General features: G+C 75.1%; 17 protein-coding genes. 12 read left to right on the forward strand and 5 right to left on the reverse strand.

Annotation, left to right across the window (positions count from 1 at the left end):
- Positions 1-94: 94 nt before the first annotated feature.
- The 8 genes from AB0K43_RS12805 to AB0K43_RS12840 all read left to right on the forward strand — a co-directional run bounded on the left by AB0K43_RS12805 (position 95) and on the right by AB0K43_RS12840 (position 9,882).
- Entirely contained in the window at positions 95-2,026 is a 1,932-nt protein-coding gene (locus AB0K43_RS12805) for a tetratricopeptide repeat protein (RefSeq protein ID WP_363638832.1), read from the forward strand.
- 241 nt (positions 2,027-2,267) lie between these two features.
- Complete coding sequence (gene ald, locus AB0K43_RS12810; RefSeq protein ID WP_363638834.1) at positions 2,268-3,383, forward strand: alanine dehydrogenase; 1,116 nt, start codon at positions 2,268-2,270, stop codon at positions 3,381-3,383.
- A gap of 481 nt (positions 3,384-3,864) precedes the next feature.
- Positions 3,865-4,926: a ParA family protein gene (locus AB0K43_RS12815; RefSeq protein WP_363639071.1), complete on the forward strand. Its 1,062-nt coding sequence runs from the start codon at positions 3,865-3,867 to the stop codon at positions 4,924-4,926.
- Entirely contained in the window at positions 4,923-5,429 is a 507-nt protein-coding gene (locus tag AB0K43_RS12820; RefSeq protein ID WP_363638836.1) for a hypothetical protein, read from the forward strand. Before AB0K43_RS12815 ends, AB0K43_RS12820 begins: the two co-directional genes overlap by 4 nt.
- A gap of 63 nt (positions 5,430-5,492) precedes the next feature.
- On the forward strand, positions 5,493-6,416 hold the full coding sequence (locus AB0K43_RS12825; RefSeq protein WP_363638838.1) for a segregation/condensation protein A: 924 nt from the start codon (positions 5,493-5,495) through the stop codon (positions 6,414-6,416).
- A gap of 266 nt (positions 6,417-6,682) precedes the next feature.
- Complete coding sequence (gene scpB, locus AB0K43_RS12830) at positions 6,683-7,264, forward strand: SMC-Scp complex subunit ScpB (RefSeq protein WP_363639073.1); 582 nt, start codon at positions 6,683-6,685, stop codon at positions 7,262-7,264.
- A gap of 55 nt (positions 7,265-7,319) precedes the next feature.
- Positions 7,320-8,705 (forward strand): pseudouridine synthase, encoded by a 1,386-nt coding sequence (locus AB0K43_RS12835; RefSeq protein ID WP_363638840.1) that lies wholly within the window; start codon positions 7,320-7,322, stop codon positions 8,703-8,705.
- Positions 8,706-8,901: 196 nt separating this feature from the next.
- Positions 8,902-9,882, forward strand: coding sequence for a helix-turn-helix domain-containing protein (locus AB0K43_RS12840; RefSeq protein ID WP_363638842.1), 981 nt, complete (start codon positions 8,902-8,904; stop codon positions 9,880-9,882).
- A gap of 19 nt (positions 9,883-9,901) precedes the next feature.
- Here the strand turns inward: AB0K43_RS12840 and AB0K43_RS12845 are convergent, their stop codons facing one another.
- The 3 genes from AB0K43_RS12845 to AB0K43_RS12855 all read right to left on the reverse strand — a co-directional run bounded on the left by AB0K43_RS12845 (position 9,902) and on the right by AB0K43_RS12855 (position 14,121).
- On the reverse strand, positions 9,902-10,264 hold the full coding sequence (locus tag AB0K43_RS12845; RefSeq protein ID WP_363638844.1) for a DUF952 domain-containing protein: 363 nt from the start codon (positions 10,262-10,264) through the stop codon (positions 9,902-9,904).
- Positions 10,265-10,413: 149 nt separating this feature from the next.
- Positions 10,414-12,018 carry a mucoidy inhibitor MuiA family protein gene (locus tag AB0K43_RS12850; RefSeq protein WP_363638846.1) on the reverse strand — a complete coding sequence of 535 codons (1,605 nt, stop codon included), beginning with the start codon at positions 12,016-12,018 and terminating at the stop codon, positions 10,414-10,416.
- Positions 12,019-12,024: 6 nt separating this feature from the next.
- Complete coding sequence (locus tag AB0K43_RS12855; protein ID WP_363638848.1) at positions 12,025-14,121, reverse strand: mucoidy inhibitor MuiA family protein; 2,097 nt, start codon at positions 14,119-14,121, stop codon at positions 12,025-12,027.
- Between the two features lie 266 nt (positions 14,122-14,387).
- Between AB0K43_RS12855 and AB0K43_RS12860 the strand changes: the two genes are divergently transcribed.
- The 3 genes from AB0K43_RS12860 to der all read left to right on the forward strand — a co-directional run bounded on the left by AB0K43_RS12860 (position 14,388) and on the right by der (position 17,952).
- Positions 14,388-15,473, forward strand: coding sequence for a prephenate dehydrogenase (locus tag AB0K43_RS12860; protein WP_363638850.1), 1,086 nt, complete (start codon positions 14,388-14,390; stop codon positions 15,471-15,473).
- Between the two features lie 109 nt (positions 15,474-15,582).
- Positions 15,583-16,296 (forward strand): (d)CMP kinase, encoded by a 714-nt coding sequence (cmk, locus tag AB0K43_RS12865; RefSeq protein ID WP_363638852.1) that lies wholly within the window; start codon positions 15,583-15,585, stop codon positions 16,294-16,296.
- Between the two features lie 177 nt (positions 16,297-16,473).
- Positions 16,474-17,952: a ribosome biogenesis GTPase Der gene (gene der / locus AB0K43_RS12870; RefSeq protein ID WP_363638854.1), complete on the forward strand. Its 1,479-nt coding sequence runs from the start codon at positions 16,474-16,476 to the stop codon at positions 17,950-17,952.
- A 214-nt stretch (positions 17,953-18,166) separates the two neighbouring features.
- Here der and AB0K43_RS12875 read toward each other — a convergent pair whose 3' ends face one another.
- On the reverse strand, positions 18,167-18,691 hold the full coding sequence (locus AB0K43_RS12875) for a hypothetical protein (RefSeq protein ID WP_363639085.1): 525 nt from the start codon (positions 18,689-18,691) through the stop codon (positions 18,167-18,169).
- A gap of 178 nt (positions 18,692-18,869) precedes the next feature.
- Positions 18,870-19,778, reverse strand: a complete 909-nt coding sequence (locus AB0K43_RS12880; protein WP_363639075.1) for a hypothetical protein — start codon at positions 19,776-19,778, stop codon at positions 18,870-18,872.
- Positions 19,779-20,385: 607 nt separating this feature from the next.
- On the opposite strand from AB0K43_RS12880, the gene AB0K43_RS12885 reads away from it, so the two are divergent.
- Complete coding sequence (locus tag AB0K43_RS12885) at positions 20,386-21,135, forward strand: transglycosylase family protein (protein WP_363638856.1); 750 nt, start codon at positions 20,386-20,388, stop codon at positions 21,133-21,135.
- The last annotated feature ends 131 nt before the right edge of the window (positions 21,136-21,266 follow it).

Consider the following 21,266-nt stretch of genomic DNA (forward strand, 5'->3'; position numbering starts at 1 on the left):
CTCGGCACGGCGGGGTGCTCGAACTACGCTTCGCGGACAGGGTCTGCTGGGCGACTGGTCGGGAGTGGCGCAGGTGGCGAGGAAGACGGCGACGATGGACGCACCGCCCACCGCGGCCGAGGTGTGCGACCGGCTGCCCGCGGGGGCGGAGCCGTTCGCCGGGCGCCGCACCGAGCTGGCCGCACTCGCCACCGCCGCGACCCGGACGGTGCCCGGCCGGGGCCGGCTGGTGGTGCTCGCCGGGCGGCCCGGCTCCGGGCGCACCTCGCTCGCGGTCCACTACGCGCGCTCGGTGGCGGCCGGCTACCCCGACGGGCTGCTGTTCGCCCGGATGTCCGCGCCGGACGGCAGCCCGGTGCCGCCCGGCCGGGCCGCCCGCCGGCTGCTGGAGCAGCTGGACGCGGTGCCCGAGGGGCTGCTGCCCGCCGACCCGGCGGCCGAGGACCCGGCCTGCGCGGCGCTGCGCACCGCACTGGCCGGCCGCAAGCTGCTGGTGCTGCTGGACGAGGTGCGCGAGGGCGCCCAGCTGCTGCCGCTGCTCACCGAGGAGCCCGGCTGCCTGGTGCTGGCCACCACGGCCGGCCCGCTGACCGGGATCGACGCGATCGACCCGGTGATCCTGGGCGGCCTGGACCAGCCCTCCGCGGTGGCGCTGCTCGGCGAGCTGATCGGCGGCACCCGGATCAGCTGCGACCCGGTCGGTGCCGCCGACCTCGCCGAGGCCTGCACCTCCCGGCCGGCGGCGCTGCGGCTGGTGGCCGGCCGGCTGCGCGCCGACGCCCGGGCCTCGGTCACCGACGCGGCGGCCGAGCTGGCACCCGCCGCGCCGTCGGCCGCCCCCGAGGCGCCGAAGTCGCGCGGCGCCACCAAGCCCAAGGGGCGCGGCCCGGCGGCCGACCGGCGCCAGGCTAGGGAGCTGCTCCCGGCGGAGCCGGTGCCGGTGCCGGACACCGACCCGCTGGTCGCCGCCTTCGCGCTGGTCTACCGCGCGCTGCCGGCGCCGGCCGCCCGGATGCTGCGGATGCTGACCCTGGCGCCGACCCAGACCGCCGACCTGCGGACCGCGTCCGCGCTGGTCGGCTGCCCGGCGCCGGAGGCCGGCGCGGTGCTGGAGAAGCTGGCCGGGCAGGAGCTGCTCGAGCGGGAGCCGGCCGCCGCCGACGGCACCGCGCGCTACCGGGTGCCGGGCCGGCTCCACCCGCGACTGGTCGAGCTGCGGACGGCGAAGGACCGCCCGGCGGAGGTCGAGCTGGCCCGCGCCCGGCTGCTGGAGCGGCTGGTGCGGCTGGTGGACTCGGCCCGGCTGCTGCTGGACCGCGCCGCCGGCCCCAACCCCGATCCGCTGCCCGGCCCGCTGCGGCTGCGCACCCCCGCCCAGGCGGCCGGCTGGCTGGCCGAGGAGCGGGACCAGCTGCTGGCCGCCGTCCGGGACGCGATCGGGCAGGGCGACCTGGACGGCTCGGCGGGCCGGCTGGTCACCGCCCTGCTGCGGGCCCTGCCGCTGACCGGCGGCACCGCCCCGGCCGACCTCCACCAGCTGCACGAGCTGGTGCTGCGGGTGGCCGAGCGGCAGCAGGCCCCGCGCCGGGCCGCCGCCGCCCTGCTCAACCTCGCCGATCTGCAGGCCGCCGCCGGCCACTGGCCGCAGGCCGAGGAGCGCTACCGGGCCGCCCTGGACCACGCCCGTACGGCGGGTGACGAGCCCGCCTGCGCCCGCGCGCTGGAGGGCACGGCGGGCTGCCACCGGGCGCTCGGCGACCCGGTCCGCGCGGCCGACTGGTACGGCCGGGCGCTGGCGCTGCGGCAGAGCCTGGGCGAGCCGAGGGCCGAGGCCCGGCTGCTGGTGCGCACCGCCGAGGCGCACACCGCCCAGCGCCGGTTCGACGAGGCCGGGCGGGAGTACCGGGCGGCCGTCGCGGTGCTGCGCCGGCTCGGCGAGGAGGAGGCCGCGGCGACGGTCTCCCAGGCGCTGGAACGCCTGCGGCGACTGGTCGACGGTGAGGGCATCATCCCGGTTTCGGAGTAGTGTCTGAGATGGGGGTTTTGCCCCCCATTGACACCTAGATCGTGATGCAAGCCTACGAAACTGCCAATGTGTCCGGCAGATTTATTCACTTTGGAAGGCTGACGGATCTGCTGGGCTTCATTACACTCGACAGCAGTCGCGCAGCGATCCGTGCCCCGGCCTGTCCCGGAGGCTTCCGCCTGCGCGTCACCCGCCGGTCTTCCCCGGCCGGGACCCCCAGGTAAGAGGGACGTGTTTAGCCGTGAAGGTCGGCATCCCCCGCGAGGTCAAGAACCACGAGTACCGCGTGGCCATCACGCCTGCCGGCGTGCATGAGCTGGTCCGCAACGGCCACGAGGTGTTCATCGAGGACAACGCCGGTGTCGGCTCCTCGATCCCGAACGAGGAGTACGTGGCCGCGGGTGCCACCATCCTCCCCACCGCCGACGAGGTCTGGGCCACCGCCGACCTGCTGCTGAAGGTCAAGGAGCCGATCGCGCAGGAGTACCACCGCCTGCGCAAGGGGCAGACCCTCTTCACCTACCTCCACCTGGCCGCGGACCGCGCCGGCACCGACGCGCTGGTCGCCTCCGGCACCACCGCGATCGCCTACGAGACCGTGCAGCTCGCCAACGGCGCCCTGCCGCTGCTCGCCCCGATGTCCGAGGTCGCGGGCCGGCTGGCCCCGCAGGTCGGCTCGTACCACCTGATGCGCCCGGCCGGCGGTCGCGGCACCCTGCCCGGCGGCGTGCCCGGCACCCACCCGGCCAAGGCCGTGGTCATCGGTGGCGGCGTCTCCGGCTGGCACGCGGCCACCATCGCCATCGGCATGGGCTACGACGTGACCCTGCTGGACCGCGACATCAACAAGCTGCGCGAGGCCGACAAGATCTTCGGTACGAAGATCAAGGCCATCGCCTCCAACTCCTTCGAGCTGGAGAAGGCCGTCCTGGACGCCGACCTGGTGATCGGCGCCGTGCTGATCCCGGGCGCCAAGGCCCCGAAGCTGGTCACCAACGAGCTGGTCTCCCGGATGAAGCCGGGCTCCGTGCTCGTCGACATCGCGATCGACCAGGGCGGCTGCTTCGAGGACTCCCGTGCCACCACGCACGCCGAGCCGACCTTCCAGGTCCACAACTCGGTCTTCTACTGCGTGGCGAACATGCCGGGCGCCGTCCCGAACACCTCCACCTACGCCCTGACCAACGCGACGCTGCCCTACATCGTCGAGCTGGCCAACCGTGGTTGGAAGGAGGCGCTGCGCCGCGACACCTCGCTGGCCAAGGGCCTCAACGTGCACGAGGGCCAGATCACCTACGCCGCCGTCGCCGATGCCTTCGGCCTGGAGGCCGTCTCGCTGGACAGCGTCCTCGCCTGACCCGCAGTCCGTCCGTACGCCCCCGGCCCGCTCCCCTCGGGCCGGGGGCGTTCGGCATGCCCTCGGCCGGCCCGACCGGCCCGGCGGCGGGTGGCCGGGCGGTGGCCCCGGGATGTCAATTTATGTGCATCATGTCACCCGCCCTGTGGACCAGGGCTTCTGACTCACCCTCCCGGGAGCGCCGGGCTCCGCAGAAACGTTAGGGTCACAAGCCCGGGCATCCCTTGACAGGGACCGTCCCGACGGCCGACACATCCGGCCCACTACCGTGGATTGTGTTGCTGCGAACGCCCGAAACGGCCTAGAGTCGCAAACCGTCGGCTAGCTGCCACGCTGACGAATCGACTTAGAGTCCGGGAAACCCAAGGAGGTAAGACGACTTGTGAATGAGTCGACATTTGCTCCCGGGGGTGGTCAGCCAGGACTGGCGGAGCACACTGCCGGACAGTCGAACGAGGAGCTCACCGCCCGGCAGGCCGCGGTGGGCACGGTGGAGGTCGGCTCGGTAGCGGTCCGCACCTTCGAGGCGCGCCAGCACGCGGCCGCGGCCCCCGCCGACCTCGACGCGGAGTTCGCGGCCTACGGGCTGGCCTACAACGAGCTCGGCTACGGCCCGTACGACGACCCGGACGCCGAGTACGAGCCGGACCCGGAGTACGCCGCCACCCTGGCCCCCGACGCCGCGCGCCAGCGCCGCGAGCGGGTCGGCCCCACCGGCCGTCCGCTGCCCTACTTCCCGATCCCCGCGCCGCTGGCCGAGCACGGCCCCGCGCAGATCATCGCGATGTGCAACCAGAAGGGCGGGGTCGGCAAGACCACCTCGACCATCAACCTGGGCGCCGCGCTGGCCGAGTACGGCCGCCGGGTGCTGCTGGTGGACTTCGACCCGCAGGGCGCGCTCTCGGTCGGCCTGGGCGTCAACCCGATGGAGCTCGACGTCACCGTCTACAACCTGCTCATGGAGCGGGGCCTGACGGCCGATGAGGTGCTGCTGAAGACCGCCGTCCCCGGCATGGACCTGCTGCCCTCCAACATCGACCTGTCGGCCGCCGAGGTGCAGCTGGTCAGCGAGGTCGCCCGGGAGTCGGCGCTGGCGCGGGCGCTGAAGCCGCTGCTGCCCGACTACGACTTCGTCATCATCGACTGCCAGCCCTCGCTGGGCCTGCTGACGGTCAATGCCCTGACGGCGGCTCACAGCGTGATCGTCCCGCTGGAGTGCGAGTTCTTCGCGCTGCGCGGGGTCGCGCTGCTCACCGAGACCATCGAGAAGGTCTGCGAGCGGCTCAACCCCGACCTGCGGCTGGACGGCATCCTCGCCACCATGTACGACTCCCGCACCGTGCACAGCCGCGAGGTGCTGGCGCGCGTGGTGGAGGCCTTCGGCGAGCACGTCTTCCACACCGTCATCGGCCGTACCGTGCGGTTCCCGGAGACCACCGTGGCCGGCGAGCCGATCACCACGTACGCCACCAACTCGGTCGGCGCCGCCGCCTACCGTCAGCTCGCCAGGGAGGTGCTCGACCGGTGCCGCCCCGTCGAGTGAGTCTCCCGGGGGCCGACGAGCTGTTCCGGGCCACCGGGGGGATGGCCCTGTCGCCCTCCCTCAGGTCGGCCGAGGCATCGGCGGCCCGAGCGGAGACCGCCCGAGCGGCCGAGGCGGCCAGGAAGGCCGAGGCCGGCCCCGGGCCGGCCGAGGTGCCCGCGGCCCGTCCGGAGCCGCTCAGCGGCCCCGCGGAGGCCGCCACGGCCCCCGCCAGGCACGCCGGCGCGGAGGAGCAGGCCGCCGAGGCCACCCGGCGCCCCCGCCAGCGCGGCCGGGGTGCCAGGCGCCCCACCGGTCGGGAGCGGCACGACGAGAAGATCACCGTGTACGTCTCCGCCGAGGAACTGATGGACCTGGAGCACGCCCGGCTGGTGCTGCGCGGCGAGCACGGCCTGGCGGTCGACCGCGGCCGGGTGGTCCGCGAGGCCATCTCGGTGGTCCTCGCCGACCTCGAGCAGCGCGGCGAGGCCAGCATCCTGGTGCGGCGGCTGCGCGGGCGCTGATCGCCCGCGTGTCGCGGGCCCCGGCGCGGGCCGCGGGCCGGGCCCGCGCGAAGATGGACCGCCATGTCCAGCACCACCGAACCCCAGCAGACCACCGCCCCCGGGCCCGCCGCGGCCGACGGGCGCGGCGGCTTCCAGGTGCGGCTGGACAACTTCGAGGGCCCGTTCGACCTGCTGCTCAGCCTGATCGCCAAGCACAAGCTGGACGTCACCGAGGTCTCGCTGTCCACCGTCACCGACGAGTTCGTCGCCCACATCAGGGCGATGGGCCCGGACTGGGACCTGGACGCGGCCACCGAGTTCCTGGTGGTCGCGGCCACCCTGCTCGACCTCAAGGCGGCCCGGCTGCTGCCCGCCGCCGAGGTCGAGGACGAGGAGGACCTGGCCCTGCTGGAGGCCAGGGACCTGCTGTTCGCCCGGCTGCTGCAGTACCGCGCCTACAAGGAGGCGGCCGCCCGATTCGCCGAGCGCTGGACCGCCGAGCTGCGGCAGCGGCCGCGGACGGTGGGGCTGGAGCCGCGGCACGCCGCCCTGCTGCCCGAGGTGGTGCTCTCGATCGGCCCGCAGCGGCTGGCCGAGCTGGCGGCGCGGGCGATGGCCCCCAAACCGAAGCCGGTGGTCTACGTCGACCACATCCACACCCCGCCGGTCAGCGTGCGCGAGCAGGCCGCGGTGGTGGTGGACCGGCTCACCGCGCTCGGCGAGGCCAGCTTCGGCCGGCTGGTCGCGGACGCCGAGAACACCCTGGTGGTGGTCGCCCGCTTCCTCGCGCTGCTGGAGCTCTACCGGGAGAAGGTGCTGGACTTCGACCAGCCCGAGGCGCTCGGCGAGCTGCTGGTGCGCTGGATCGCGGAGACCGACCGCCGGGTGGAGGTCACGGACGAGTTCGACCGTCCGGCGGGCGAGCCGGCGGCAGTGGTGAAGGACACGGTGGCGACGGGCCCGGCGGAGCAGGACCCGGTGGAGAAGGACGGTGCGCAGCGGTGAGCGACGAGCGGTCCACGCGGCGCCGGCGGGCGCTCGGCCTGCCGGGCCAGGCCCGGCCCGAGGAGTGGCAGGAGTCGGCCTACCTGGCCGAGGAGGCCGCGCCGCCGGTGCCGGCCCCCGCGCCCGCCCTCGCCCCGGCCCCGGAGGCCCCGCAGACGGCCCTGGAGGTGCCCACGCAGTCCGCTGGGCCCGCGGCGGACCCGGAGGGCGACGAGGCCCCCGACGGCCCGCAGGTGCCGCTGCGGGCCGCGCTGGAGGCCATCGTGATGATCGCCGACGAACCGGTGCCCGAGGGGCACCTCGCCGACGTGCTGGAACGCCCGCGGGCCGAGGTCGGCGCCGCCCTGCGCGAGCTGTCCGCCGAGTACACCGACCAGGGCCGCGGATTCGACCTTCGGCAGGTCGCCGGCGGCTGGCGGTTCTACACCAGGGCCGACTGCGCACCGGCCGTCGACCGCTTCGTCCTGGACGGCCAGCAGGCCCGGTTGACCCAGGCCGCATTGGAGACGCTGGCGGTGGTCGCATACCGGCAGCCGGTGTCCCGCGGCAGGGTCTCAGCGGTACGTGGTGTGAACTGTGACGGCGTGATGCGTACCCTGGTACAGCGAGGACTGGTGGAAGAAGCCGGATCCGAGCCCGAAACAGGTGCGATCCTGTATCGGACGACGAACTACTTCCTGGAACGGATGGGGCTGCGCGGCTTGGACGAGCTGCCGGAGCTCGCGCCCTTTCTGCCCGAGGTCGACGACGTGGAAGCGGAGTCCCTCGAAGGCACGGTGATCGCGGAGGCGGTCGCGGCCGCGCAAGCGGCGGGCGACCGCGACGAGGCGGGTCGGGAAGTGCGGTGAGGTCGGCCGGCACGACTTGCACATCCCAAGACGGAACACGACGTACGGACATTTGATGCGTAGCAGTGGCAACGGCAGGAACAGCAGCGGCGGCGGCCAGGGCCGCAGTGGTGGCCAGGGGCGGGGCGGCCAGGGTGGCCAGGGTCAGGGTGGCCAGGGGCAGGGCGGGAGCCGGGGCGGCGGCTCGTACGGCGGTTCGTCGTACGGCGGTGGCTCGGGCGGCGGCCGCGGTGGTTCCGGCGCCGGTGGCGCCCGGGGCGGCTCCTCGTACGGCGGTGGCTCGGGCGGTGCCCGGGGCGGTTCGTCGTACGGCGGTGGCTCGGGCGGCGGCCGCGGTGGTTCCGGCGCCGGTGGCGGCCGGGGCGGCTCGTCCGGCGGCGGGTTCTCCCGCGACCGGCGCGACGACCGCAGGGACGACCGGCGGGACGACCGGCGCGGCGGCGAGGAGCGCCGCTTCCCGGACCGCCCGCTGCGTCCCGAGGAGCGCCGCTACGACCGCCCCGAGTTCGGTGGCGGCCCCAACGCGACCCCGAGCCGCGGCAGCTACGCCGCCCGCCGTCCGGCGCCCGCGCCCAAGCCGCGCCGCGAGGGCCAGGGTGCGCCCGGCGACCCGCGCCGCCAGCCGCAGCGCTCGCGCGAGCTGCAGGGCCGGATCGAGGACGCGGTGCTGGCCCGGCACGACAAGCCGGCCGTCAAGCTGCCCAAGACCTTCGGCGAGCCCGAGGGCGAGCGCCTGCAGAAGGTGCTGGCCCGCGCGGGCATCGGCAGCCGCCGCGCCTGCGAGGAGCTGATCGAGCAGGGCCGGGTGCAGGTCAACGGCAAGCTGGTGACCGAGCAGGGCAAGCGGGTCGACGCCGAGAACGACGAGATCAAGGTGGACGGCCTGACCGTCGCCACCCAGTCGTTCCTGTTCTTCGCGCTCAACAAGCCGGCCGGCGTGGTCTCCACCATGGAGGACCCGGACGGCCGCCAGTGCCTCGGCGACTACGTGACCAACCGGGAGACCCGGCTGTTCCACGTGGGCCGTCTGGACACCGAGACCGAGGGCATCATCCTGCTCACCAACCACGGCGAGCTGGCCCACCGCCTCACCCACCCCAAGTACGGCGTGACCAAGACCTACCTGGCCGCCATCCAGGGCCCGATCCCGCGTGACCTGGGCAAGCGCCTCTCCCAGGGCGTCGAGCTGGAGGACGGCTTCGCCCGCGCCGACAGCTTCAAGGTGGTCTCCAACGTGGGCAAGAACTACCTGGTCGAGGTGACCCTGCACGAGGGCCGCAAGCACATCGTCCGCCGGATGCTCGCCGAGGTGGGCTTCCCGGTCGAGAAGCTGGTGCGCACGCACTTCGGCCCGATCGCCCTCGGTGACCAGAAGTCGGGCTGGCTGCGCCGCCTGACCAACCCCGAGGTCGGCCGGCTGATGGGCGAGGTCGGCCTGTAACGGTCGCGGTGATCTTCCTGGGCCCCTCCGCCGCTGGTGGAGGGGCCCTCGGGCGTTGCCGGGGCTTGGTGTGAGCCTCGCCGCAGAGCCTTGTCAGCGCGCGGATCCGTGGCGCAGGATGGCCACGAATACTCGCCTCCAAGGATGGCGGAACTGCGCCACGGTGACGCCGTGGCCGGGTGGGGGAAGGAGCGGCATGCTCGACGCATTCGGAGTGCTCGGCCTCGGACGGCCGGACGGTCAGGTGTACGCGGAACTGGTGATCGCGCCGCAGTCGACCGCGGGAGAGCTCGCGGACCAGTGCGGCCTGACACTCCAACAGGCCCAGGACGCGCTGGACCGGTTGGCCGACCAGGGGATGGCCACCCGGGCGCCGGTGGACCGCGAGCGCTATCTCGCGGTCGCGCCGGACGTGGCCATCGGCACGCTGATCGGCCACCGCGAGGCCCAGCTGCGCAGTGCCCGGGCCGAGATGCACCGGTTGATGGACGCCTTCCGGGAGGCCTCCCGGTACACCGACCCGGCGCACTCGGTGGAGGTGCTGACCGGTGGCGAGGCGATCGCCCAGCGCCTGGAGCACCTGATCGAGACCAGCCACTACCAGGTGCGCGGCTTCGACTGCCCGCCGTACATCCAGGACCCGGTGGCCAACCTGCCCCGGCAGCGGGCCAAGCTCCGCTCCGGGATCCGCTTCCGCACGGTCTTCGACAAGGAGGCCATCGCCTGGCCCGGCCGGCTGGAGAAGGAGATCCTGGTCGGCGTGGAGGACGGCGAGGAGGCCCGGGTCCGGCCGACCCTGCCGATGAAGATGATGATGTCGGACGACCGGATGGCGATCATCCCGATCAGTGTCGGGGACGCGGTGCTGGACGCCGCGTACGTCATCCACCCCTCCGCCCTGCTCCAGGCGCTGGACGCGCTGTTCGAGGCGGAGTGGGAGCGCGCGGTGCCGTTGCAGACCGCGATCGGGAACGGCGACGGCACGGACGGGCCGGACGCCGACCACCTCAAGCTGCTCGGGCTGCTCGCCGCCGGTCTGACCGACGAGTCGATCGCCCGGTCGCTCGGCTGGAGCGCCCGCACCACCCAGCGCCGGCTGCAGGGGCTGATGCGGGAGCTGGGCGCCACCACCCGCTTCCAGGCAGGCATGGCGGCCCGCGAGCGCGGCTGGCTGTAGCGGGCCGGGCCCGGCCCGGTCAGCTCCAGGGGGTCAGGGCGGCCCAGCGGCCGTCCGGGCCGCGCTCCAGCTTCTCCAGACCGAGCACGGCGGTGCGGTTGAGGCGGCCGTAGACGTGCGGGAACAGCACGCCGGGGGTGGCGCCGGGCGGCGGCCCGCCGGTGGCGGCCTCCCACTTGACCATCGGCTCGACCAGGCTCTCCTCGATCAGCAGCGCCATCAGCGGGCCGGGCGTGTCCTGGAAGAAGGCGTTGGCCACCGCGAGCAGGGTGGGCTCGTCGGCCGAGCAGTGGATGAACCCGTCGGTCAGCAGCGAGGCTGCGGTGTACGGCCGACCGGGGTCGCGCAGCCAGTCGTCGAGTGGGGCGAGATGGTAGATCATGCCTCTTTTGTACCGGATTCGTACCGGAGTTGACGGAACGGATCCTGCCGAACCGGCCCGCCGGCCGGGAACGGCGCCCGGATCGGTGTTCTGATCGGCGCCCGGAACCGCGGTCGGGGCGCCGTGGTCCGGGTGCCGGGGCCGAGGGCTCAGAGGCCCGCGACCTTGCCGGTGCCGGAGACCTCGTAGACCAGGGTGACCGTGCGGCGGCCGCCCGGCGGCAGCGTCACCTGCCAGCGGACGATGCCCTCGGCGTCCAGCTCGTCCGGGGCGGGTACGCAGGACTCCTTGCGCAGCCGTACCTCGACCGCGGAGACCTCGGACACCGGGATCCGCTCGCGGACCGCGACCACCTGTTCGTCGTGCTCCTCCGGGCCGGAGAAGCGGGACAGGTGCAGCCGCACCGTCCGGGTCAGGACGGTGCGCTGGGTCAGCCCGGCCGAGGCCCGGCTCTCCTCGGTCTCCCGCACCACCCGGTAGCCGTCGCAACTGCCGAAGGCAAGCTCGGCGGGAGCGCCCGGGGCGGTGAAGCCCAGCTCGCCGCGGCCCGTGAAGCCGCTGCCGCGGATCAGGTCGACCGGGCCGGCCAGCAGCGCGTGCCCCGAGTCGTTGCGGAACCGGACCACCTGGGTGACCAGCGGGGACAGCTCGGGCGCACAGGCGTACTCGCTGCCGGCCCGGGTGCCGAAGGCGGTCAGCGGGATCCGGTGGGCCCGGCCGTCGGAGGGCACCGAGACCGGGTGCGGGGCGCGCAGCACCCGCACCTCGCCGCCGTCGTCCACGCCCGGCAGACCGTCCTCGGCGGCCGGGCCGGTGCTGCCGATCTCCTCCTCGCGCAGCTCCACCTCGACGGTGCGGCGCTCCTCGGCGGAGCGCTCGCGGAGCGTCAGCCGGTCCTCGGTGAGCCGCGGCGGGTCGGTGGCCAGCGCCGAACGGGCGGTGGAGAAGGTCATCCGGGCGCCCGACCAGTCCTCGCCGGTGCGCTGCCAGACCACCGCCTCGGTCTCCAGCCGCAGCTCGCCGTCGGCCAGGGTGGCCCGGTAGGCGGGCCGCCAGAGCGCGCACGGGGTCAGGTGGCCGACCCGCAGCTCGGCCGGGCCGGCCGCGTCGGCCTGCACGGTCAGCTCGATGTGCGCGAGCAGCTCGGCGGGCTCCTCCTCGGCCTCGTCCAGCGCCCGCAGCGCGTCGGCCAGCTCCTCGGAGAGTGCCGCCAGCCGCGCCCTGGCGGCGCGCAGCCGCTCGCCGGCCTCGAAACGCTCGCCGTCCACCCGGTCCAGCTCGCGGGACCACCGGGCCCGCTCCACCTCGCCCTGCCCCGCCCCCTCGCCGATCTCCCGCAGCAGGTCGGCGCCGAGCTGCCGGAGCAGGGCGAGCCGGGCCTCCAGCCGCTCCACCAGCCGGCCGTCGGCGAGCTGCCGCTCGGTCAGCTCGTGGATCCGGTGGCGCAGCGGGGAGTCGTCGTCGCCGGGCGGCAGCGGGCTGCGCGGCGTCCAGCTGCGGACCAGCCGGACGTCGAGCACCTTGGCCGGCCGCTCGGCGGCCAGCTCGGCGTGCAGGCTCCGGTCGACCGCCAGCGCGGTGACCGGGCCGAGCCGCAGCCGCTGCACCCCGGCGGCCAGGTCGAGCACGGTGCTGCGCTCGACCTGGGCGCGGTCCTCCAGGCAGCTGACGGCGGTGACGGGCAGCGGGATCGGCGCGGTGACGGCGGTGACGGCGGAGGCGGGCGGGATCGGCGCGGTGGGCTCGGTGGTCATGTGGGGTCAGCTCCTGCGGTTGCCGTCGACCAGGGCCTTGCCGGCCGGGATGCGGATCTCGTAGCCGCCGTCGAGTGCGGCGGTGCCGCCGGCGGGCAGCTCCACCCGCCAGATGCGGGCGCTCGGCGGGTAGCTCGCCGACGGCTGGTCCGGGGCCCGCCAGTCGGCGCGCTCCTCGACCCGGACGTCCGGGTCGGAGCTGACCGGGACGCGCTCGCGGACCTCCACCAGGGCCGGCCCGGCCAGGCGGTTGGCCAGCTCGACGTGGACCCGGTGGTCCAGCACGGTGGTGTTGTTCAGCATCCCGGCGGTCGACTCGCGCAGCTCGGTGCGGCGGGCCACCCGGATGCCCTCGGCGAGGCCCAGCCCCACCCGGCGGGAGCCGCCCGGCGCGAGCGTGGGCAGCGCCGCGGTGAGCAGGTGGTCGCCGTCCACCGAGACCTCGACCGGCCCGGCCAGCAGCGCCTGGTCGGTGGCGTTGGCCAGCACCAGGGTGGCGTACACGGCCTCCTCGACGGCGGGCACGCAGACGTACTCGGTGCGCAGCCCGACCGGCAGCTCGGCGACGGTGACGGTGTGCCAGGTGCCGTCCGAGGGGATGTCGGCCGGGGCCGCGGCGTCGAAGCGGTGGTCGAAGGAGCCGGCCGACTCGCGCGGGCGGACCGCGTGACCGGGCAGCGGCAGGCCGGCCACCTGCTCGGCCCGGCGGCGGTGCTCGGCCGCCACCGGATCGGCGCCCTGCCGGGGCAGCAGCCGGCCGCGGCGGGCGGCGGGGGCCTCGGGGCCCGCCAAGGTGAGCGCGCTGTAGTCCAGCAGCGCGGCGTCGGGCTGCGGCGGACCGGGCGGCGGGGGCGGTGGGGCGGGGGCGTAGCCGGCCGGGGCGGACGCGGACGGGGCGAACGCGGCGGGCGCGGAGCGGCGCTTCATGACGTCGGGCGAGGCCCCGCCGCCGCCGAACGCCCTCGACCGGGTGACGGCCGCCTGCGCGACGGGCGCGTGGGGCTGGGGGACGGGCCCGGCCGCGCCGACCGGCGGCGGGCCGCCCGGGGCCGCCGGGAAGGGGGCGGTGTCGGCGCCGAGCGTGCCGCCGTAGCCCTGCGGGGCCGCCGCGCGGGGGCCGGGTGCCGGGGGCGGGCTCGGCCGGGCGGCGGCCGGCGGCAGCGGCCGGACCCGGTCCGGGCCGGGGCCGGCGGTGTCGTACCCGGCGAACAGGTCGGCCAGCCCGGCCGGCGGCTCACGCCAGCCGGACGGGGCGGGGGCGCTCTGACGGCGGCCGATCCGGATCGAGCGGAGCTTCGGCAGCTCGGCGCGGCGGCGCAGGTCGGCGGTGGACAGCGACAGCCGCACCCCGGTCCAGTCCTCGCCCGTGCGCTGGGCCACCGAGGCCCGCAGCACCAGCTGTCCGGTCGGCTCGCCCTGGCGGTGGCTCAACCGGTAGGTCGGCACCCAGACCGCGCCGGGCACGCCGTACTCCAGTTCCAGCTCCAGCTCGGTGCCACCGGCGCCGGCCACGGTCAGCAGCGCGGTGGCGCTGGTGGCCACCGGCCGGTCGGGCGTGGAGTCGGCGGCCCGGGCGAGCTCGTCCTCGGCGAGCGCCAGCGCGTGCTCGGCCAGCCGGAGCTGCTCGCCGAGCTCGGCGGCCCGCTCGTGCAGGGTGGTGAGCCGCTCCTCGACGAAGTCGGCCAGCTCCAGCCAGGCCTCGGTGGGCGTCCGGCGGTGCGGCTCCTCGCGCCGGCGCTGCGGCGGGACGGCGCGCAGCGCGGCGACCTCCTCGACCAGGGTGAGCTGCCGGGCGTGCCGCTGGTGGGCGGCGTCGCGCTCGTCCCTGGCCCGGTCGGCCCGGCGGCGCAGCTCCGGCAGCGCGGACGGCTCGCGCAGCTCGGCCTCCACCGCCAGCCGGGCCTCGGTGACCCGTGCCGTGCCCTCGCCGAGCACCCGGGCGCGCAGCGAGCCGGCGTCCAGCGAGCGGGGCAGCCCCGGCAGCCGGATCCGGCCGTCCGCCGGCACCGGGCCGCGGGCCCGTCTGCGGCAGAGCGCGCCCGTGGCGTACACCGTGACGGAATCCAGCTCCGACTCCCAGCCGAGCACTGTCCGATCTGCCACCCTGCAGCCCCCTTCGCCCGCCTGCCACCGTCCGGAGCACCCTCCTGCGGCTGCCCCGGGCGCCCAGTCTGCCCCCAGCCGCCCCGGCTGTCCGGGGATTTCGGTGGCGCGTCGGGGGAGTGGACGGACGGGGCGGGCCGTTGGTTCCGCCGCGGCGTGGTGGTTCGGGTGCGGTGCGCGGCTGCCGGACACCGCGTGCGGCGGCGCGCCGCGGTAGGGGAGGATGGGGGCCACCACGCCACCGGTACACCAGGAGACCCGCCCCCATGCGCACCGCCGCCGTCGTCGGCACCGGACTGATCGGCACCTCCGCCGCCCTCGCCCTGACCGGCCGCGGGGTCAGCGTCCACCTGGAGGACGCCGACCCGGACGCGGCCCGTACGGCGGCCTCGCTCGGCGCCGGCACCACCGACCCGGCCGAGGGGCCGGTGGACCTGGCGATCATCGCGGTGCCGCCCGCGCTGGTCGGCAAGGTGCTCGCCGACTGCCAGCGCCGGGGCCTGGCCCGCTGGTACACCGACGTGGCCAGCGTGAAGGCGGGCCCGCGGGCCGAGGTGCTCGCGCTGGGCTGTGACACCGCCCACTACATCGGCAGCCACCCGATGGCCGGCCGGGAGCGCTCCGGCCCGCTGGCCGCCCGCGCCGACCTGTTCGAGGGGCGCCCCTGGGTGCTCACCCCGACCGCCGACACCGACACCGGCACCCTCAACGCGGTGCTGGAGCTGGTCGCGCTCTGCGGTGCCATGCCGGTGGTGATGGACGCCGCCGCGCACGACCGGGCCGTCGCGCTGGTCTCGCACGCCCCGCAGCTGCTCTCCTCGCTGGTGGCGGCCCGGCTGGAGCACGCCGACGAGACCGCGGTGCGGCTGTCCGGCCAGGGCGTCCGGGACGTGACCCGGATCGCCGCCTCCAACCCCGCGATGTGGGTCGAGATCCTCTCGGCCAACGCCGGGGTGGTCGCCGACATCCTGGAGGAGGTCGCCGCGGACCTCGGCGAAACCGTGACGGCGCTGCGCGCGCTGCAGGCCTCCGACGAGGGCGAGCGGCGGGCCGGCGCCGGCGGGATCGAGGCGGTGATGCGCCGCGGCAACATCGGCCAGGCCCGGATCCCCGGCAAGCACGGCGCCCCGCCCACCCGGTACGAGACCGTCACCGTGGTGCTCGGCGACCAGCCCGGTGAGCTGGGCCGGCTGTTCGGCGAGGTCGGCGCGCTGGGGGTCAACATCGAGGACGTCACCATCGAGCACTCCACCGGCCAGCAGGTCGGCCACGTGCACCTCGCGGTGGCCGCCGGGGCGGTGAAGGAGCTCACGGTGGGCCTGCGCGCGCGGGGCTGGAGCGTCCGGGACTGACCCGGCGCCGCGGTGCGGGCGGGCAGGGCGTTCCCGGGCGGCGGGGGAGCGGTCGCCGGTCGTCTAACCTTGAGGGAGTCCCCCGGTTGTTTGGAGAGAGGTTCGCCCCGTGGAAACTGCCGACCGAGCGCACGTCCCGGTCGTCGTCGCCATCGACGGACCCTCCGGCTCCGGCAAGTCGACCGTCTCCCGTGCGGTCGCCGCCCGGCTCGGGCTGAGCTTCCTGGACACCGGTGCGATGTACCGGGCGATGACCTGGTGGATGCTGAGCAACGAGATCGACGTCGACGACCCCGACGCGGTGGCGATCGCCTGCGGCAAGCCGGTGATCGTCTCCGGTACGGACGCGGCCGGCCCGACCATAACGGTCGACGGCCAGGACGTCTCCGGCCCGATCCGCGGCCCCGAGGTGACCGCCCAGGTCTCCGCGGTCTCCGCCGTCCCGGCGGTCCGCGCCCGGCTGGTGGAGCTGCAGCGCGGCTGCGCCGAGGTGGCCGAGCGGGGCATCGTCGCCGAGGGCCGGGACATGGGTTCGGTGGTGTTCCCGGACGCCACCGTCAAGATCTTCCTGACCGCCTCCGGGGCGGCCCGCGCCGAGCGCCGGGCCGCGGAGCTGCGGGCCAAGGGCGTGGACGAGGCGACCATCGCCGCGATGGCCGCCGATCTGGCCCGCCGCGACGCCGCCGACTCCTCCCGGGCGACCGCCCCGCTGACCCAGGCCCCGGACGCGGTCCTGGTGGACACCAGCACGCTCACCCTGGACCAGGTGATCGACCGGATCACCACGCTGGTGGAGGCCAGGGCCGGCCTGTCGGCGGTCTGACCCGTCCGAGCTCCACCTCGGCCCGAGCCCCAGCCTCACCCCGTCCGCAGGCGCTGTCCTGCGGCACCCCCTGATCCGCGGTAACCGACCGCAGACCGCAGTACTCGCGCTGCCCGCCAGGGCAGGTACGCACGGCACGCCCCTGGGAAGGGCCGCGCCGGGAAACGGAATACGAAGATGAGCAACGAGACCGCGACCGGTTCGGCCGCCGCGCACGGTGGCCCGCACGGCGAGCTGGACTCGGCGGAGTACGCCGAGTTCATGGCGCTCGCCGCCGAGGAGGGCTTCGACGCCGACGAGATCGACGCCGACCTGGACGCCTCCTCGGCCGGCCCGCTGCCCGTGCTGGCCGTCGTCGGCCGCCCGAACGTCGGCAAGTCGACCCTGGTCAACCGCATCATCGGCCGCCGCGAGGCGGTCGTCGAGGACAAGCCCGGCGTCACCCGCGACCGCGTCACCTACGAGGCGACCTGGAACGGCCGCCGCTTCAAGGTGGTCGACACCGGCGGCTGGGAGATCGACGTCCTCGGCCTCGAGGCCATGGTCGCCGCGCAGGCCGAGCTCGGTATCGAGACCGCCGACGCGGTGCTCTTCGTGGTGGACGCCACGGTCGGCGCGACCGACACCGACGAGGCCCTGATCAAGATCATCCGCAGGGCGGGCAAGCCCACCGTGCTCTGCGCCAACAAGGTCGACGGCCAGTCCACCGAGGCCGAGGCCGCCTACCTGTGGTCGCTCGGCCTCGGCGAGCCGTACCCCGTCTCGGCCCTGCACGGCCGTGGCTCCGGCGACCTGCTGGACGCCGTCCTGGCCGCCCTGCCCGAGGCGCCGCCGCAGACCTTCGGCGGCCCCGCCGTCGGCGGTCCGCGCCGGGTCGCGCTGATCGGCCGCCCGAACGTCGGCAAGTCCAGCCTGCTCAACAAGGTGGCCGGCGAGGAGCGCGTGGTCGTCAATCCGCTGGCCGGCACCACCCGTGACCCGGTCGACGAGCTGATCGAACTGGGCGGCAAGACCTGGAAGTTCGTCGACACCGCCGGTATCCGCCGCCGGGTCCACCTGACCGCGGGCGCCGACTTCTACGCCTCGCTGCGCACCTCCTCCGCGCTGGAGAAGGCCGAGGTCGCGGTGGTCCTGATCGACGCCAGCGAGACCCTGGCCGAGCAGGACACCCGGATCATCTCGATGGCCGTCGAGGCCGGGCGCGCCGTCGTGGTGGCGTACAACAAGTGGGACCAGCTGGACGAGGAGCGGCGCTACTACCTGGAGCGCGAGATCGAGCGCGATCTCGTCCAGGTGCAGTGGGCTCCCCGGGTCAACGTCTCCGCGCTGACCGGCCGGCACATGGAGAAGCTGGTCCCGGCGATCGAGACCGCGCTGGCGGGCTGGGAGACCCGGATCCCGACCTCCCGGCTGAACGCCTTCCTCGGTGAGCTGGTGGCCTCCCACCCGCACCCCATCCGGGGTGGCAAGCAGCCGCGGATCCTGTTCGGCACCCAGGCCGGCACCCGGCCGCCGCGGTTCGTGCTGTTCGCCTCCGGCTTCCTGGAGGCGGGCTACCGGCGGTTCATCGAGCGCCGCCTGCGCGAGGAGTTCGGCTTCGTCGGGACGCCGATCTCGATCTCGGTGCGGGTGCGCGAGAAGCGTCGCCGCAGGTGAGCCGCTGCGGGTGATGCGCTGCGGGTGAGCCGCCGCGGGTGAGCCGCCGCGAGTGAACTGAGCTCTGGCCCGCGCCCCGCTGGCCGGGGAGACCCGGTGGGTGCGGGGGTGGGGTGGGTACGGCGGAGGCCGGGCAGTCGGGTGACTGCCCGGCCTCCGCCTTACCCGGGGTGCCCCGGAAGCCCCTGGGGCTTCCGGGGGACTGCCGTGGGGCTCAGCTCTGGCCCGGGACCCGGCCGGGCGGCAGCGACAGCATCGAGCGGTGCCGCCCGCCGGTGCCGGGAGCGCCGCCGTCCGCGCCGACCGCGCCGGCCGTCGTGGCTCCGGTCGGCTGGGCCGGGGCGAGGTAGCCCGCCGCCACCCAGCCCTGGCCGGTCGCGGCGCCGGCTGCGTACTGGCCCGCGCCGTTGCCGTTGCTGTTGCCGCTGCCCCCGCCGTTGCCGCCGCCGTACGGCGCGGCGGCCGGCTGCTGGGCGCCGGCCGACTGCTGGCCGGGCATGAACTGCGGCGAGCCCTGGGTCTGCCCGGGCCAGGTCTGGAAGGTCTGGTGGAGCTGGTAGGGCGTCAACTCGTGCCGTGCGGACGCCGGTTCCCGTACCGCGAAGCCGGTGAACCGCATGCTCTCCTCGTCCGACCGGTCGCCCGGCAGGGCCCGGAAGAGTCTGCGGTACTCGGAGTACAGCGTGTCGTAGATCGGGGTGGCCGAGGACGGGTGCTCCGCGTCGTACGACGGGCGCATGCTCGGGATGGAGCGGCTGGCGGGCGGGCGGCTGAGGGAGGCGACGTCGTAGCTGTACACACAGGGGCAAACGAGCGAGCCCGGCCGGGGGATGCGGGGGTGACGGGCGGCGTCCTGCGCCATTGGGGGGCGGTCACTGCCCGCCGCGCGCCCCCGGCCGGGGCCTGGCCCGGTCGGGTCAGGTGCCGGCCAGCGGCAGCATCCCGGCGACCAGCCGGCCCTGCCCGGCGGCCCGGTCCAGCGCGAACCGCAGCAGGTCCTCCCGGGGTTGGCGGCCGATGGTGTCGGCGGGCACCGCGTACATGATCACCTCGGACTGCTTGGCCGCGGCGGCCCGCCAGGCGTCGGTGACCTGGAGCGGCTGATGGGCCTGCCACCAGGCGGCGCTCCCGCCGGTCGCCGAGGGCTGCAGGATCGCGTGCAGCTGGCCGATCGCCATCAGCACCGACCAGCCCGCGAGCGGGCGCACCGGCGCCTTGTTGACGTCGCCGATCTGCTGGAAGCCGTGCTCGACCAGCAGCGAGAGGAACTCGTCGCTGCCGGAGCCGTTACCGGGGCGGCCCACCGGACCGGTCGGCTCGACCACCAGGGCGGCGTGCCCGGTGTCGCCGCACAGCACCAGTCCGCAGGTGACACCGAGGACCGCGGGCTGGTTCCCGGCGGCCGGCGCGGCGGCCGCCGCGGCCGGTGCGGCCTGCGGAGCCGGGGGCTGCGGAGCCGGGGGCTGCGGGGCCGGGGGCTGGAGGGTGGGGGCCTGGGGGGTGGCCGCCGCCGGGGAGGCGGGCGCGGTCGGTGCGTCGGGGGAGGCGGCGCTGCCCTGGGCCTGGCTGATGCTGCGGACCGCGCCGAGCAGCTGCTCCTCGGAGACCGGCACCACCTGGGACGGGATGCACCGGGAGTGGGCGAAGGCAAGGACGGCGGTCTCGTCACCGACGAAGAGCACAGTGCTGGTGGGCTCCTGGAGGGAGTCACCCGGTTGTCGGCAGGAGGTGCAGTCGTAGGCGTCGGGTGCGTGGGCGCCGCCCAGCAGCCGGTCGGCCTCGTCGTCGCCGATCTCGGCCCGTACGTCGTCGCTCACATCGAGCATGCGCGGCACGAAGGCTCCTCTGTTGGTCTGGGACGTGGCGCGGGCGCGCGCCCGGCCGCCATTACCAACGGGCCCCTGTGTCAGGGGTCACGGGTGAGCTCGGCTCCGACGGGATTTGCCGCAGATCTGACTGCCGTGAGTCGTCGCGTGGTCGCAATGTGTCGATGCTGTGCCCGAGGTCACAGGGGTCAAACTGTGGCCCAGGCCACAACGGGCCGATGTTTGAGTTTCGCAAAGCAGGACAAATCGGTCAATTGCCATCGATCTGCTTGATCGATACCGCCGGTAACGCACGATTGACCTGGGATGACCCGAAAACGTTTGGTACTCAACAGTTCGCCTCGTAGCTTCGATCCCAGTGCAACGAGCACTACCCGGGTTCACCCCCAGGTGCCAGAGCGGCCGGCTGACCCCCGGCGCGCGGGGCACCGACCGGCGCGCAGGCCCCGTACGAAGCGGGCGCGGAGCGGAACGGTCGGGCGGGTGGCCGGGGCGGCGCGGCACGTCGGACACGTGCACGGCCGCCTTGCGGACGCGGCAAAGCGAATCCTGTCCCCTCCAGGGGTCTGGTTCCGCATGCCCGCCCGGGGCTGTCGAGAGGAACCTCATGACCTTCCGTAACGAGACCGCCGCTGCCACCACCACCGCCACCAAGCGCAACCGCGTGCGGATGGCCGTCCTGGGCAGCGTCGTCGTTGCCCTTCCGGTGGCCGGCCTCGTCACGGCCACCTCGGCCTCCGCCGCCTCCGTGTCCACCTGGGACAAGGTCGCGCAGTGCGAGTCCACCGGTAACTGGGCCATCAACTCCGGCAACGGCTTCTACGGCGGCCTCCAGTTCACCAGCAGCACCTGGGCCGCCTTCGGTGGCACCGCGTACGCCCCGCAGGCCAACCTGGCCACCAAGGCACAGCAGATCGCCGTCGCCGAGAAGGTGCTCGCCTCCCAGGGCCCCGGTGCCTGGCCGGTGTGCTCCGTCAAGGCCGGTCTGACCAAGGGCGGCGAGGCCCCCCAGGTCGACACCGGCGCCGCGGCCACCACCAAGACCGAGACCGCTCCGAAGCCGGCCGCCCCCAAGCCGGCCGCCCCCCAGCAGGACGACCGCGCCAACCGCAGCACCGAGCGCCAGGCGCTGGCCGCCGAGGCCCCGAAGGCCGCCAAGGCCCCCGCCGCCCCGGCCGCCCCGGCCGCCCCGGCCGAGAAGACCAACGGTGGGACCTACACCGTCAAGAGCGGCGACACCCTGAGCGACATCGCCGCCGCCAAGGGCCTCGACTGGAAGACCCTGTACAAGAACAACGCGAACGTCATCGGTGGCGACGCCGACCTGATCCTCCCGGGCCAGGTGCTGTCCGTCTGACGGACCGCTCGATCGCAGGCGCAGGCCGTACCCCGTCGGGGTGCGGCCTGCGGCCGTTGCGGGTCCGGTTGCTGACGGGGCGGCCGCCGGCGGATGCTGACCCGTCCGGCCGAGCGCGGGCCTGACCCGTC

Source organism: Kitasatospora sp. NPDC049258, from assembly GCF_040678895.1.
In the GTDB taxonomy this organism is placed as follows: Bacteria; Actinomycetota; Actinomycetes; order Streptomycetales; family Streptomycetaceae; genus Kitasatospora.

Excerpts from the sequence above, each read along its gene's own strand:
- AB0K43_RS12805 (WP_363638832.1), top strand. The coding sequence starts at position 95 with ATGGACGCACCGCCCACCGCGGCCGAGGTGTGCGACCGGCTGCCCGCG.
- AB0K43_RS12825 (WP_363638838.1), top strand. The coding sequence starts at position 5,493 with ATGTCCAGCACCACCGAACCCCAGCAGACCACCGCCCCCGGGCCCGCC.
- scpB (WP_363639073.1), top strand. The coding sequence starts at position 6,683 with ATGATCGCCGACGAACCGGTGCCCGAGGGGCACCTCGCCGACGTGCTG.
- AB0K43_RS12835 (WP_363638840.1), top strand. The coding sequence starts at position 7,320 with ATGCGTAGCAGTGGCAACGGCAGGAACAGCAGCGGCGGCGGCCAGGGC.
- AB0K43_RS12840 (WP_363638842.1), top strand. The coding sequence starts at position 8,902 with ATGCTCGACGCATTCGGAGTGCTCGGCCTCGGACGGCCGGACGGTCAG.
- AB0K43_RS12845 (WP_363638844.1), bottom strand. The coding sequence starts at position 10,264 with ATGATCTACCATCTCGCCCCACTCGACGACTGGCTGCGCGACCCCGGT.
- AB0K43_RS12850 (WP_363638846.1), bottom strand. The coding sequence starts at position 12,018 with ATGACCACCGAGCCCACCGCGCCGATCCCGCCCGCCTCCGCCGTCACC.
- AB0K43_RS12860 (WP_363638850.1), top strand. The coding sequence starts at position 14,388 with ATGCGCACCGCCGCCGTCGTCGGCACCGGACTGATCGGCACCTCCGCC.
- der (WP_363638854.1), top strand. The coding sequence starts at position 16,474 with ATGAGCAACGAGACCGCGACCGGTTCGGCCGCCGCGCACGGTGGCCCG.
- AB0K43_RS12875 (WP_363639085.1), bottom strand. The coding sequence starts at position 18,691 with ATGCGCCCGTCGTACGACGCGGAGCACCCGTCCTCGGCCACCCCGATC.
- AB0K43_RS12880 (WP_363639075.1), bottom strand. The coding sequence starts at position 19,778 with ATGCTCGATGTGAGCGACGACGTACGGGCCGAGATCGGCGACGACGAG.
- AB0K43_RS12885 (WP_363638856.1), top strand. The coding sequence starts at position 20,386 with ATGACCTTCCGTAACGAGACCGCCGCTGCCACCACCACCGCCACCAAG.